Annotated in this window: 10 protein-coding genes; all 10 read left to right on the top strand. The window is 25.6% G+C overall.

The features are described 5' to 3' along the window. The 10 genes from EV215_RS04970 to EV215_RS04925 all read left to right on the top strand — a co-directional run bounded on the left by EV215_RS04970 (nucleotide 1) and on the right by EV215_RS04925 (nucleotide 15,990). The gene (locus EV215_RS04970) at nucleotides 1-2,319 is read left to right on the top strand and encodes a carbohydrate binding domain-containing protein (protein WP_134112899.1); all 2,319 of its coding nucleotides are present in this window, start codon (nucleotides 1-3) and stop codon (nucleotides 2,317-2,319) included. Nucleotides 2,320-2,402: 83 nt separating this feature from the next. Then, complete coding sequence (locus EV215_RS04965; RefSeq protein WP_134112898.1) at nucleotides 2,403-4,316, top strand: hypothetical protein; 1,914 nt, start codon at nucleotides 2,403-2,405, stop codon at nucleotides 4,314-4,316. 40 nt (nucleotides 4,317-4,356) lie between these two features. After that, nucleotides 4,357-5,160 carry an Ig-like domain-containing protein gene (locus EV215_RS04960; RefSeq protein ID WP_134112897.1) on the top strand — a complete coding sequence of 268 codons (804 nt, stop codon included), beginning with the start codon at nucleotides 4,357-4,359 and terminating at the stop codon, nucleotides 5,158-5,160. Nucleotides 5,161-5,288: 128 nt separating this feature from the next. Continuing rightward, nucleotides 5,289-6,098: a glycoside hydrolase family 16 protein gene (locus EV215_RS04955; RefSeq protein ID WP_134112896.1), complete on the top strand. Its 810-nt coding sequence runs from the start codon at nucleotides 5,289-5,291 to the stop codon at nucleotides 6,096-6,098. Between the two features lie 137 nt (nucleotides 6,099-6,235). Next, nucleotides 6,236-7,192 (top strand): ABC transporter permease, encoded by a 957-nt coding sequence (locus tag EV215_RS04950; RefSeq protein ID WP_208320345.1) that lies wholly within the window; start codon nucleotides 6,236-6,238, stop codon nucleotides 7,190-7,192. 15 nt (nucleotides 7,193-7,207) lie between these two features. Next, nucleotides 7,208-8,092, top strand: a complete 885-nt coding sequence (locus tag EV215_RS04945; protein ID WP_134112895.1) for a carbohydrate ABC transporter permease — start codon at nucleotides 7,208-7,210, stop codon at nucleotides 8,090-8,092. A 42-nt stretch (nucleotides 8,093-8,134) separates the two neighbouring features. Next, the gene (locus EV215_RS04940; RefSeq protein ID WP_134112894.1) at nucleotides 8,135-9,763 is read left to right on the top strand and encodes an extracellular solute-binding protein; all 1,629 of its coding nucleotides are present in this window, start codon (nucleotides 8,135-8,137) and stop codon (nucleotides 9,761-9,763) included. 89 nt (nucleotides 9,764-9,852) lie between these two features. Next, a complete protein-coding gene (locus tag EV215_RS04935; protein WP_134112893.1) occupies nucleotides 9,853-11,466 on the top strand; it encodes a sensor histidine kinase in 1,614 nt (537 codons plus the stop codon). A 5-nt stretch (nucleotides 11,467-11,471) separates the two neighbouring features. Continuing rightward, nucleotides 11,472-12,881: a response regulator transcription factor gene (locus EV215_RS04930; RefSeq protein ID WP_134112892.1), complete on the top strand. Its 1,410-nt coding sequence runs from the start codon at nucleotides 11,472-11,474 to the stop codon at nucleotides 12,879-12,881. Continuing rightward, a complete protein-coding gene (locus tag EV215_RS04925) occupies nucleotides 12,862-15,990 on the top strand; it encodes a hypothetical protein (protein WP_208320344.1) in 3,129 nt (1,042 codons plus the stop codon). Before EV215_RS04930 ends, EV215_RS04925 begins: the two co-directional genes overlap by 20 nt. The last annotated feature ends 2 nt before the right edge of the window (nucleotides 15,991-15,992 follow it).

The raw sequence follows: 15,992 nt of genomic DNA, 5'->3' as shown, positions 1-15,992 counted from the left end.
ATGAGAAGAAAAAGCACTTGGCTAGTGTTTTTGTTATTATTATCAATGCAATTATTTGCAAATGCAAATGAAAAATGGAATTTAACTTGGAAAGATGAATTTAGCGGAAATAAATTAGATAGTTCAAAATGGGATTATATTATTGGTAATGGATTTTGGGCTAATGGTACATGGGTTGCTGGTTGGGGGAACAATGAAAAAGAATATTATACAGATAGACAAGATAATATAAAAGTAGCTGATGGTAAATTAATAATCACTGCAAAAAAAGAATCTTTTGAAGGCGAAGCAGCAGGCGGGAAACAAAAATTTAGTTATACATCAGGAAAAATAGTAACAAAGGGAAAATTTGCTCAAAAATATGGGAAAGTAGAATTTAGAGCTAAATTACCAAAAGGAAAAGGACTTTGGCCAGCAATATGGATGTTACCTCAAGATGATGTTTATGGAGGTTGGGCAGCTTCTGGAGAAATAGATATGATAGAAGGCTGGGGAAGTGACACTAGTAAAATAGCAGGGACACTTCATTACGGTGGAACTTGGCCAGCAAATGTACATACTGGAAAAGAGTACCATTTTAAAAATGGTGATGCAACAGAGTTTCATGATTATATAGTAGAGTGGTTACCTGGAGAAATTAGATGGTACGTAGATGGGGAATTATATCAAGTACAAAATAACTGGTATTCAAAAAATAAAAATGAAGCAGTGGATTATACATATCCTGCGCCATTTGACCAACCTTTTTATTTAATTATGAATTTAGCAGTTGGTGGATGGTTTGATGGAGATCCAGACGGGAGCACAAAATTTCCTGAAACTTTAGAAGTAGATTATATTAGAGTATATGAATTAGAAGGTGGATACAATGAAAATATATCAAAACCTAAAATTGATTTAGAAAAATTACCAGCAGATATAAAACAACCAATAAATGGAAACTTTATATATAATGGAGATTTTGCTAATAATGGAGAAAATTGGCAATTACTTACTCATTTTGGAGGAGCGGGAAGTTATACGTATGAAACTATAAATGGAGAGAAATTTTTAAAAGCGAATATTGATAATCAAGGAAATCAATCGTACTCAATACAAGTAATTCAAGAAGCTCCAATAATGAAAGGTAGATACTATAAATTAAGTTTTGATGCAAAAGCTGAAAATAATAGAGAAATAGGTATAAAAATTGGTGGCGGTGAAAATAGAGGATGGGCAGCTTACCATACTAATACTTTTAATTTAACAAAAGATATAAATAGATACACTACAATGTTTCAGATGATACAAGATAGTGATCCAAATGGAAAAGTAGAATTTCATTTAGGTCTTTCAAAATTAGGAGTATGGCTTGGGAATATAAAGCTTGAAATGATAGAAGATCCAGTAAAAGAGTTGTTATCAATGAGTAAAGCACCTTTAGTAAATGGAAATTTAGTTTATAATGGTACATTTGATCAAGGTGATCAAAAAAGAATGTTATTTTGGGATTTTAAATCAACTAATAGTGAAGCAAAAGTTATAGAAAGAGTATTAAATATAATAAATAATGGTGATAATCCAAAATTAATTCAAGAAAATATTCAATTAAAACAAGATGCAATATATAACCTTAAATTTAAGGCAAAATCAGAAAAAGGAAATAGTATAAGAATAATTTTACAAGATAAAAATGGAAACAAAAAATATTTTGAACAAAAAATAAAACTTTCGAGTGAAGAAAAAGAGTATAAAATTAATTTTACTAATAAAAATATAACAGACTTGAGAACAAGCTTAATATTTGAATTTTTAGGCTCTAAAGATGAGTTAACATTAGACAATATTAAAATGACAGAACAAGTGGATTATTCAAAAATTCAAACTATATTAATTGATGATAATTTTTCAAAAGGTTCTACAAAGAAAAATTGGACATTATTCTTTGGTAAAGATTATGGATTTGGTGGAGAATCTACATTTGTAATAAGAAGCGGTACTGCTCAAATAAAAGTAAAAGATATAGGAGCTGAAGAATGGAGTAATATTTTATCACAAAATGTAAATATAATAAAAGGAATAAAATATAGAGTAAGTTTTGATATTTCAAGTAGTAGAGCAAGAGAGATAAGAGTAAGCATTGAAAACTCTACATATCAAAGAAAAGGACAAGCACTAGTAAAAGCAGAGAAAAAACCAAAAACTTATACTATAGAATTTGTAGCGGATAAATCAGAAGAAGTAGGATTAAAGTTTTTATTAGGGAAAGTAGGAAAAACTAAAAATAGACCACATACAGTAAAACTAGATAATATTAAATTTGAAGTTGTAAAAGAGTAAAATGAAAAAATAATTTTTTATATAAAATAATTTTTTTAAAAATATAATTATTAACTAAAAATAAAACAAAATAAGGAGGAATTATGAAAAAACATGTAGCTTTAGCTTTAGCATTATTTTCAATAACTGCAGCAGCAGCACAAATTGATATGAGTGGGTCACTACAGTTTTTCTTTGATGAATTTAGAGAAATAAACGGAAATAAATGGTACTCGATGAATGGTAATGGGAATATTTTTGGTACTGGAGACTGGAAACAATCAACAAATGATAACTGGAATGATAATAGAGATAAATTTCAGGCTATTTTAAATTTAAATAGTAATGTTAAATTAAATGAAAATACAAATATAAACTTAGGATTTGAAACTATAATTGATGAATTAATAGGTCAAGCAAATGGTTCAGGAATAACTTATGGACAAGAATTTGCTACAGTAAGAGATAATTCTCCACTAATAATTAAAGATATAACATTGACAACAAATACTGATATAGGGAAATTTACATTAACAAATAATTTTAATTTTGATTTTAATAAAAGAGTATTAGCTATGCAATTAGAAGATAATTGGGGAGAACCATTACCTTATGGTGAAGGAGTATTATTAGAAAATGATGACGTGTATGGATTTACTACAAAAACATTTATGTTTCAAGCAAGTGAAGCACCTTCAAGTATAGATGGTAAAGATGTAACAACAAATACAGCTTCAAATTTAACACAAAATGATCTTAAGTCAACAAAATTGGTATATGGATTTGATGTTAAAAAAGATTTTGGATTAGGAAATATAGGAGTATTAGCGGTAAATGTACATGATAAGTCTAGTGAAATATCAGGAAGTAATTTTGGTAAAGATTTAGATACTTTAAGATTGGCAGTAAATGGTGAATTTGCACCAATTGATTTAGTAAGTATAAAAGGAGAATATATAATAGCAAACTATGGAAAGGATGTAACATCTGTAATGAATACTACAGGACAAGTTATTCCTTGGATTACAGATAGCTATGATTTAAGTGGAGTAGATGCTAAAAAAGATAATACAATAGTAGATGCCACAGTAGTTGTTACTCCGTTTGATGATTTAGAAGTATCTGTTGGATATAAAAATGTAGGAGAAGATTATACTGCGGTACTTGGAAATTCTCAGAGACATGATTCATGGCTTGGGAATGCTAGTTTTGCATATGAAGATGGAACAGGATATGAAAAAGGATATAATGGAAAAATTGTTTATACATTACCATTTGATTTAATAGTAAAAACAACAGTTGATTACACAAATTATGATAAAACTAGATCAGCTTTAAATGATAATGAAGATACTAACGAAACACAATTATTAGGAAAAGTAGAAATAAATGAAGATAAATGGGGAGTAGCTGGGAGCTATCGAAGACTTGTGAAAACAAATAGTGGAAAAGATGTATCTAATGGTGGGGTAGAAGAAACAGATATTCTTTATAATGATTATAATGTAAATGCTAGATATGCATTAGTTCAAGGCGCAAAATTAAATACTAATATAAATGTAGATGTAAATTACTATACTGGTGACGATAATACAATTTCACAAAACTTTTCAAATGAACAAAGAATAAAAGTAGGAACTTCTTCAGATTATAAAATGAATGATAAAACTACTTTATATGGAAGTTATAATTTTGGATATGCTACTGAAAACAATGATGTTATAAAAGATGCTTATGGAAGACAATATTTGATAAAAACAGGAATTAAATATGTAGTAAATGATGTAACATTTGATTTAATGTATAAATATGATAATTATAAATTAAACAGAGAAGCTAGTAAAACAGAATTAGAAAATTCAGTATATAAAAAAGAAGTTAGCCATGTTTGGTATGATGGATTAGAAAGTTGGTCGCACTCTGGAAGTGACTGGGAAAATTGGATGTGGGACGTAGCTGATGATTATTCGGGCTATATAACACATGAATTAAAAGCTAGTATTACAGTAGCATTTTAATAATTAAATAAAAAATATAATTAAATAAGGAGGGTTTTTAGTGAAAAAAGTAAGAGCATTATTATTAATACTAGTATTATCTATGTTTACAGCTTGTTTAAAACCTGAAACAACAAAAGTTGAAGGTGTATCAATAAGTGGTGATTCTAGCTTAAACATAGGAGAAACTATTCAACTTTCAGCAGTTATAGAACCTATAGGAGTTGAATATGATAGAGTAGTGTGGAAAAGTTTAGATACATCTATAGCAACAGTATCAGACAAAGGGGTAGTTACAGGAATAAAAGAAGGAACTACTATAATAACTTTAGCAATAGATGGAAATGTAGCAACAAAAGAAATTACTGTTACAGCAGCAAATGTAGTAGATACAACAAAAGTAACAGCAGATTTTTTAGGGGAAAGTGATGCATACATAATAGGAAAATATGAGGGTGATGGTGGAAGTGTAACAGCAACAGGAAATGGAGATGAATTAATAGCAAAAATAAATGCAATAGGAAGTAATAGTTATTCAACAAAAGTATACTTCACATTACCATCTGCATTAGAAAATAGTACTAATTATACAATAACATTTGATATAGAAGCAGATGAAGCAAGGGATATAAATGTAAAAGTAGGAGAAGGTTTATCAAGTGATCCATGGTGGAACGAACAACATTCTGAAAAAATAAGTGTAATAACAACAAAAGAAACAAAAACAATAGCATTTACATCTACAGAGACTGCAGCAGATGCAAGTAATTGTCAATTAGTGTTTGAATTAGGAAATGTATCAGGCACAGGCTCAGATGCAGCAACAACAGTAAGAATTTCTAATATTAGTTTATTAAAAAAATAAAGTAGTAAGAAAATGTATAAAGGGAATACTTTTATATAGAAGTAGTAACAGTTTTAAACATCTCCTCTAAAATAGCCTGTTAAAATATTTTAGCAGGCTATTGTTAAAATTATAATAAGGAGTTCTTAATGAAAAAATATTTAGTTTTTATAATCTTAATCTTATTTATTGGGTGTAATAGGGGATTTAATAAAACAAATGGTGGGATAAAAATAATTGATAATAGTGATAAAAAAGAAGTAGTGTGGGAAGAAAACTTTAATGGGGATAAAATAGATGAAAATATCTGGACATTTGAAGTAGGAAATGGGAACAATGGATGGGGGAATGCTGAATTAGAATATTATACTAAAGAAAACAGTGAATTAAGAGATGGTAAATTAATAATAACTGCTAAAAAAGAAAATAAAAATGGATATCAATATACATCAAGTAGATTAAAAACACAAGGGAAATTTAGTTTTACATATGGGACTGTAGAGGTAAAAGCTAAATTACCAAAAGGTAAAGGAATTTGGCCTGCTATATGGATGCTTGGAGAAAATATATCTACAAAAGGATGGCCAGATTGTGGTGAAATAGATATAATGGAACTTTTAGGTGATAATCCTTCTAAAATATATGGTACTATTCATGGACCAGGATATTCTGGAGCTAATGGAAAAAGCTCTAATTATACTTTATCTAGTGGAGACTTTTCAGATGATTTTCATATATTTAAAGTGGAGTGGGATATTACTTCAATAAAATGGTATGTAGATAATGAAATGTACCACGAGGAAAAGCGAAGTAATATTTCAAATTGGGTATTTGATGATGATTTTTTTATAATATTAAATGTAGCAGTTGGTGGAAATTGGCCAGAATCTCCTGATATTAATACTACTTTTCCGCAAATAATGGAAATAGATTATATAAAAGTAATAACATATGAATAAATTTATAAAAAAATATAAATCCAAAAAATAGATACCAAATCTCAAAATACTTATCTTTTTATTTTTATGAATAAATAGTACTATTATTGTATAGTTAATAATTAAATAGAACAAAAAAAGAAAAAGAGGTGAGAGGTTTGGAACAACCAGGGTCATTAAAGAGAAAAGAAAATTTTAATGAGAAATTAAAAAAAACTTGGAAATTAATTAAAAGACAGAAGTATTTACATTTAATGGTTATACCTGGAATTATTTGGATGATTATATTTAATTATATTCCAATGTATGGAATCATTATAGCATTTAAAAATTATACTATAATTGATACTTTTAATAGTGCACCATGGGTAGGATTAGAAAATTTTAAAGAATTTTTTATGGATGATAATTTTTTTCTTGTTATGAAAAACACGTTGGGAATTAGCGTGTTAAAATTAATTATTGGGTTTCCATTACCAATAGCGTTTGCTATTATGCTTAATGAATTATATAATAGTAAACTAAAAAAATATGTACAAACAATATCATATCTTCCACACTTTTTTTCATGGGTTGTGCTTGGTGGGATAATGATAAATTGGTTATCTCAAACAGGACTTATGAATAAAGTATTAATGGGAGTAGGTATTATTCAAGAACCGATAGTTTTTTTAGCACATCCAAAATATTTTTGGGGAATATCAATTATATCAGATATTTGGAAAGAATTAGGATGGAATGCAATTATTTATTTAGCAGCAATAGCGGGGATAAACCCAACACTTTATGAGGCTGCAAAAATTGATGGTGCCGGGAAAATGGCTCAAATTTGGCATATTACACTTCCTTCTATAAAAGGAACAATAACAATATTATTTATTCTTGCAGTAAGTGGAATCTTAAATACAAACTTTGAACAAATGTTAGTATTACAAAATCCATTAAACTTATCAGCAAGTGAAGTTATTGATACTTTTGTGTATAAAATGGGGCTTCAATCACTTAGATTTTCATATGCAACAGCAGTTGGATTATTTAAGTCTGTAATAGCATTTATATTACTAGTATCTGCAAATTATACAAGTAAAAAAATAAATGGTAAAGCGCTATTTTAGATAAGGAGGAAGAATATGAGTATGAGATCAAAAGGTGAAAAAACATTTGATATAATAAATACAGTAATAATGGTATTATTTTGTTTTATAATAATTTATCCAGTATGGTACACACTTGTTTTATCATTTAACGATGCTAGTGATACTATGCTTGGAGGAATATATTGGTGGCCAAGAAAATTTAGTATAGAAAGTTATATTACAGTAATTAAAACACCAGGTATATTTAAAGCATTTGGAATAACTATTTCAAGAACTGTTATAGGGGTTATTACACACGTTTTTTTTACAGCTATGGTTGCTTATGGACTTTCTAAAAGAGAATTAGCAGGAAGAAAAATTTATTTAACAATTGGAATAATTACAATGTTTTTTAATGGTGGGTTAATTCCTACTTTCTTATTAATAAAAAAAATAGGTCTTTTAGACAATTTTTTAGTATATATTATTCCAACATTATTTAGTTTCTTTGATTTGATTATATTTCAATCATTTTTTAGAGAATTGCCGCAAAGTTTGGAAGAATCAGCGTATATAGATGGCGCAAATGATTTTCAGATATTTATAAAGATAGTCTTACCGTTATCTATGCCGGTAATTGCTACAATAGCTTTATTTAATGGAGTATTTCATTGGAATGATTTTTTTACAGGGGTAATTTATATTAATAATCCAGACTTACAACCAATACAAACATTTTTATATAAAGTAATAGCACAAAGTTCATCAAATCAAATGATGGATGCAATGCCAGCAACACTTACAAATGTTGCAAAAACTACATCGGAATCTATAAAATTAGCAACAATGGTTCTAACAACATTCCCAATAGTAACAGTATATCCATTCTTACAAAAATATTTTGTTAAAGGAATGTTATTAGGAGCTGTAAAAGAATAAATTATTAAATTTTCTATAAAAAATAAAAAACAGGAGGTAAAAATGAAAAAGAGAAAATTATTTTTAACATTAGCACTTATGTTCTCAATTATGGTAGTAAATGTAAATGCAGGGCTTTTCTTTAATAAGAAAAAAGATGTAAAAGAAGAGAAAGTGAAAGTTAATCCTAATAAACCAGGATGGCAACAAGATGATTCTAAAGTAACATTTGATTGGTATATTAACTATTCTTGGTTTGGAGGAAAATGGGGAGAAGATTATGTAACAAAAGAAATTACAGAAAAAACTGGAGTGTCTGTAAATTATATAGTACCAGCTGGAAATGGTACAGAAAAATTAAATACAATGATAGCTTCTGGTACTTTACCAGATCTGATTACTTTAGATGCAAGAGATTCTATTATTGATTTAATGATAAAAGGTGGTCAAGTATATTCACTTGATGAATTAGCAGAAAAATATGATCCGTATTTCTTTAAAATAGCTAGCAAAGATAAATTAAATTGGTTTAAACAAGAAGATGGACATACTTATGGATATCCAAATGCATCTTATACATTAGAAGATTATAAAACAGCTACAAAAATTAGTTCGAATCAAACTTTCTTAGTAAGAAAAGATATGTATGAAGCTATAGGAAGTCCTGATATGACTACACCTGAAGGATTTTTAAAAGCTTTAAGAGCGGTAAAAGAAAAATTTCCTACAGTAAATGGACAACCTATTATTCCTATTGGATTTCAAGAAGGAGTTGAAAATAGTTTAGGTGATTATTTACAAAATTTCTTAGCAGTACCATTAGAAAAAGATGGAAAAGTATATGATAGATATACAGATCCTGACTATATAAAATGGTTAAAAACATTTAGACAAGCTTATGAAGAAGGACTTATTGCTACAGATGTATTTGTTGATAAAAGATCACAAATCGAAGAAAAAATGTCTCAAGGAAGATATTTTTCAATGCTATATCCTCATATAGATGCGTTAAGACCTTTAACAGTAAGATATAAAGAAGATCCAAATTCAGTATACATAGCTGTAGATGGGCCTAAAAATTCTAAAGGTGATGAACATCAATTAGCTGGACCAGGAATAAGTGGATGGACAGTTACATTAATATCTAAAAACTGTAAAGATCCAGCAAAAGCGATTAGATTTTTTACATATATGATAAGTGAAGAAGGACAAAGAACAGTTTATTTAGGAAAACAAGGGAAAACTTGGGATATGATTGACGGTAAACCTCAATTATTACCAGAAGTAAAAAAATTAAGAGAAGAAAACAGAAAAGCATTTGATCAAATTCATGGTGCTGATGATATGCATTGGATGTTTATGGATGTTGCTATGCAACAAGAAAAATGGGGATTACCACCTGCAGGACCTAGTAAACAACCAATTGAATGGACATATGGAAAAGTATATCCTAGATTCCAAATGGAAATGATAGAACCTAAGAAAAATACTCCAGAAGGAATAATTGCTGATAAAATTGCATTAAAAAGATCTACAGTTATTGGTAAATTAATAACTGCAGAATCAGAAAAAGAATTTGATGATATACTACAAGATTTTATTGATTATAGAAATAAAGTTGGATTTGAAAAATTAGAAGCATATAGAAGTAAAAAAATGCAAGAAAATAAAGCTAAATTAGGATTAAAATAATAAAAAAATCTAAAAAATAAAATTTTTAGTACCTCTTCTTAGTAAATTGAGGTATAATAATATAAAAGACTAAGAAGAGGTGCTTTTTTATGAAAAAAATTAAAAGCGAAATATTTAAGAAACTATCTTTTGCATATATAGCAATAATTTTTATTCCTGTAATAATTATTGCTATATATATTTTTTATACATTAAATGAAACGCAAGAGATAAAAATAAAAAAAGACAGATTTTATAGAACTGAACAGATAGCTAATAATTTAAATGAAAATTTTTTTAAATTAGAGAGAATAAAAACAATACTTAGAGGTGATTTTGAATTATTAGAATTTTTAACTTCTGAAAAAGAAAAAAAACCATTAGAGTATTTAGAAATAAAAAAAACAATTAATAATTATGAAAAAATACTATCTATTTCGAAAGAAATATCAGAATTTAAAATATATGTTGATAATAAAAACTTGTTAGAGATACAACCAATTATAAAAAATCATTTACCAGATAAAAGTTTGTTAAAAGATAATACTACGATAATTAGAGAAAATAATAAAAATTACATTTATTCAATAAAAAAAATATATTTTTATCCTAAAAGTGTATATTTAGAACTTAAAATAGATTTGGACAAAATAATAGGTAAAGATAATGGGGAATATTATTTTGTAAAAAATGACTATACAATAGATTTAAAAAATGGTATATTTAATTTTGAAAAGTTTTATAAACACGAGTTCATGAATAAGAAAAAAATTTCTTTAATAGAAGATAATAGATCTATTATTTATTATAAATACATACCTTTTTTAGATATGTATTTTATAAACTATATAGAGAAAAACAATATAAATAAAGATATGATAACATATGGAATTTATCTTATGTTTATAGCAATAATTAGTCTTATTATTATATATTATATATCTTATTTTGTATCAATTAGAATATTTGAACAATTAGAATATATAATAGAAGGAATAAAAGAGATAAAAAATGGAAATTTAGATGTCGAAATTCCATTAAATAATAAAGTTGATGATTTTTATGTTTTAACAATGCAAATAAACTCTATGACAAAGAGAATAAAAAAATTAATTGAGGATAATATAATGAGAGAAAGAAAATCTAGAGAGTTTGAAATAAAAGCATTACAATCTCAGATTAATAGTCATTTTTTACAAAATACTCTTGAAAGTATAAAAATGATAGCTTATATAAATAAAGATTACAAAGTATCTAAAGCAATTACTAACCTTGGTAGAATACTTCGTTATAGTATGAATATAAATAAAACAGAAGTAAAAATATATGAAGAGATAGATTATATTAAACGATATATAGAACTTTTTTCTATAAGAACTGATGAATATATAGAATTTAGATATTTTATAGGAGAAGAATTAAAAGAACAAGAAATTCCTAAGATGATACTACAACCTCTTGTAGAAAATTCTATTTTACATGGAATTATACCGTCAAATAAAAAAGGAATTATTCAAATAAAAATATCAAGAGAAAATAAAAATTTAATATTTGATATTTTAGATAATGGTATAGGGATAAGAGAGACAACAAAAGGGAGTGGTATAGGTCTTGAAAATATAAAAGAAAGATTAAACTTATATTTTAAGTCGGAGGTCATATTTAAAATAAAAAGTGAAAAAGATAAATTTACTAGGATATTAATAAAAATAAAAGAGATGTGATATGAATGAAAAAAATTTTAGTTGTAGATGATGAAAAATTTATTAGATTAGGAATTGCTACAATATTAGAAAATAATTTTATTGATTTAGATATTAAGTTAGCGAAAAATGGAAAAGAAGCATTAGAAATAATAGAGAAAGAAGAATTTGAAATTATCATAACAGATATTAATATGCCTACAATGAATGGGATGGAACTACTTAAAGAGGTAAATAAACTTGATAAAAAGATAAAAACTATTATATTAAGTGGATTTAATGAGTTTGAATACGCAAGACAAAGTATACAATATGGAGTGAAAAATTATTTACTAAAACCTATTGATGAAAAAGAGCTTAGAGATAATATTTATGAAATATTTAATGAAATAGAAAAAGAAAATCAAAATAAAAAAAAGGATTTTATAAAAGATTTTTTAATCTTTTTAGAAAGAAAGAAATATAATAAAATAGAAAAATTGTTAATTAAATTAAAGAAAAATATAAAAAATTTAACTTGTTATTATATTGAAACTACTTATAATATAAATAGCTTATCAGATATAGTTGTAAATATAAATGAAAATCAATATATTATTTTATCTGAAAAAGAAATAGATTTTTCTGATATAGAGTACAATTTTTTATGCCGAAGTAAAAAAGAAAGTATAAAAGATAGTTTTAATGAAATAGAAAAATTAAAAAAATATAAAATATTTTTTGAAAAAGAGAATATAACTTATGAAAATATAAAAAATAGAAAAAAAATTGAAATAGATAATGAAAAAATAGATACTATATATAATTATTTAAAATATGGTAAAATTAAAGAAATAGAGAAAGAAATAAATAGTCTATTTAATGATAAATTTATAAACAATGGAGATATTGAAAGTTTTGAAAAATTGCATAACTTATTTTATTTAAGAATTTTTCTGAAAAATCAGGATAAAATAGAAAAAGATATTTTAAATGAAAATTTTTTAAAAATTAAAAGTAAAAATATGAAAGAATATATTAATAAAATTTTGGAATCATTCAAAAAAATATGCTCTATAAAAGAGAATAGTAAAAATATAGAAGAAGTATATATAGAAAAAGCATTAGAATATATAAAACAAAATTATAATAAAGATATAAATATGGCAGTTGTATCAAATTATGTCTCATTAAATTATTCATATTTTTCAACAATTTTTAAAAAACATCTTGAAATGAATTTTTTAGATTATTTAAACAAAATAAGAATAGAAAAAGCAAAAGAATATTTAAAAAGAGTAGATTATAAGATATATGAAATAGCAGAAGAAGTAGGATATAAGAATCCAAAACATTTTTCAAAAATATTTAAAAAAATAGAAAAAATCACACCAATAGAATATAGATTAAGATATAAAGAAGAAGGAGAGATAGGAGATGATGATGAAAAAGACTGATTTTTTAATTAACAACTATGATAAACAAAAATGTTTTTCTAGTTTTTTACCAGGGATTGCAGGTAAAGAAGGTATACCGATGTGGGTATTTTATGTAAACAGAGGTCAGGGAATTGCTAGTTTTGGGATTACAAATAAAGACAATTCTATAATGGAATTTAAACCAGCTGATCAAAGTTATACATCGACACCTTTAAAAGGGTTTAGAACATTTTTAAAAATTGAAAATGAATATTATGAAGCATTTTCAGAAACAACTCATAGCGATAACATTAGTAGAGATATGTATATATACAAAAATAAATTAGAAATAGTAGAAATAAATAAAGAATTAGAATTAAAAGTAAAAGTGGTTTATTTTACTATTTCAAATGAAGAATTTCCTGGATTAATAAGAAGAGTAGAAATAGAAAATTTATCTGATAAAGATAAAAATATAGAAATAGTAGATGGATTACCAGAAGTATTGCCATATGGTGTTTCAAGCACATTATTTAAGGAGATGGGATTTACAGCTAGAGCTTGGATGCAAATATCAAATACAGATAAAAAAGTTCCATTTTATGGTGTAAGAACAGAAATTGGAGATATAGAAGTAGTTGAAGAGATAAAAAGTGGATACTTTTATTTTGCAACAAATGAAGATAATCTTTTAGATGTTATATATGATAAAAATATTTTATTTGAAATGAACACGAGTTTACAAGTTCCGTATAATTTTAAAAATGAGAAATTAAAAGAGATTTTATTAAAAAAACAATATTGTGAAAATACCCTTCCAAGTGCATTTTCTTGTATTGAAAAAATAGTAAAATCAAATGAAAAAATGATAATAAATAGTATGTTTGGCTTTGCTGAAGATAGAGATGATATAAATGCAAAAATTAATATCTTGAAAACAAATGAGTTTGTTGAAAGAAAATTAAAAGAAGCTGATGAAGTAATTGAAGAAGTAGTTGACAATATTTATACTAAAACCTCAAATGAATTGTTTAATAAATATTGTGAGCAAAATTATATGGATAATATTTTAAGAGGAGGTTATCCATTAGTATTTGATAGTAAAAATGGTAAAAATGTATATCATATATTTTCTAGAAAACATGGAGATTTAGAAAGAGATTATAATTTTTTCTCATTACAAGCAAATAAATATTCTCAAGGTAATGGAAATTTTAGAGACGTATTACAAAACAGAAGAAATGATATATTATTTAATCCAGAAATAGAAGATTTCAATTTAAATATGTTTATTAATTTTATTCAAGCTGATGGAAATAATCCGTTAGTTGTAAAAGGAACTGTATTTAGATTAGATTCTAATTCAAAGATATTTGAATTAGTTGAAAATAAAATGGATGAATTAAGAGAATATTTATTAAATAATTATTTTACTCCTGGAGAAGTTTTAACATTTATTAATAATAATAAAATTAATTTAAAAGTAAATGAAACAGAGTTTATAAATAAACTAATGTACGACTGTGAACAGTTTGAGCAAGCAGAATTTGGAGAAGGATACTGGATTGATCATTTTACATATTTAATGGATTTAATTGATTCATATAAAGAAATATATCCAGAAAAAATAGAAGAGATTTTATTTAATAAAAATAAATATAGAGTATTTGATAGTCCTGCGTTTGTACAAGCAAGAAAGGATAAATACAAAATTTACAAAGGGAATGTAATGCAAATAGGAGCAGTACTTGAAAATCATAAAAAAGAAGAAATTTTAAAAGAAAGAGGTCATAATTATTTAGTTGACAAAACTAGAGAAATATATTCAACAAATATGTTTGAAAAACTTCTTCTTTTAGGAATAAATAAATTTGCAACACTTGATCCATTAGGAATGGGGCTTGAAATGGAAGCTAATAAACCAGGATGGAATGATGCATTAAATGGACTTCCTGGAATAATTGGTTCTGGAATGAGTGAAACTTTTGAATTAAAAAGAATATTAGAATTTTTATTAGAAAATTTAAAATCTACAAATAATAATCAATTTGAAATATTAGTTGAATTAAAAGACTTTATTATAGGAATTTCTAATGAATTAGATAATTATTTTGAAAATAATAATCAATTTGAGTATTGGGATAAAGTAGCAACTTTAAAAGAGGCTTATAGAGAAAAAGTATTTTTTTATATTGATGGAGCAAAAGAAATAGTAGAAAAAGAGTTTTTAATAAAAACTATAGAAAAAATGTTAAATAAAATGGAAAAAGGAATAAAATTAGCAAAAGAGTATGGGAAAGGAATTTATCCTACATATTTCACATATACTTTAACAGAATACGAAGAAAAAGATGGAATAATAACTCCTAAAAAATTTGATGTAAGAGCATTACCACATTTTTTAGAGGGAGTAGCAAGAGCATTTAAAATAATAGATAATGAAGAGCAAAAACAGTTATATAAATTTGTAAAAGAATCAAATATATATGATAAAAAATTAAAAATGTATAAAACATCAGAAAGCATAGAAAATGAACCATATAGTATAGGAAGACTTAGAGCATTCACGCCAGGATGGCTAGAAAATGAATCTATATTTATGCATATGGAATTCAAATACTTATTAGAGATATTAAAAGCTAATTTAGTAGATGAATTTTATAAAGATATAAAAACTATGTTACCACCATTTTTAGATTATAAAACATACGGAAGAAGTGTACTTGAAAATTCATCATTTATAGTAAGTAGTGCAAATGGAAATGAAAATCTACACGGACAAGGATTTAGTGCAAGACTTAGTGGATCTACAGCAGAATTTTTAAGTATGTGGAAGTACATTTTTATAGGTGATAAATTATTTGAGTATAGAAATAATGATTTAACATTTACATTTAATCCAAAAATAAATACAGAATTTTTTAATGAAAATGGAGAAATTGAATTTAAGTTATTTTCAAAAATTAATATAAAATATATAAATCCATCTAAAAAATCTACTTATGGAGAAAATGGAGTAAAAATAAGTAAGATAGAGTTATTTATTGAGGGAGAAAAAATAGAAGTTTCCGGAAATATGATTTCTGGAGAAGTTGCTTATAAGCTTAGAGAGAAAAGAGTGGATAAAGTAATTTGTCACTTTGAATAGGA

It is taken from the genome of Hypnocyclicus thermotrophus (assembly GCF_004365575.1).
In the GTDB taxonomy this organism is placed as follows: Bacteria; Fusobacteriota; Fusobacteriia; order Fusobacteriales; family Fusobacteriaceae; genus Hypnocyclicus; species Hypnocyclicus thermotrophus.
The sequence above is the reverse complement of the archived record's forward strand: the minus strand, read 5'-3'. Positions and strand labels throughout refer to the sequence as shown.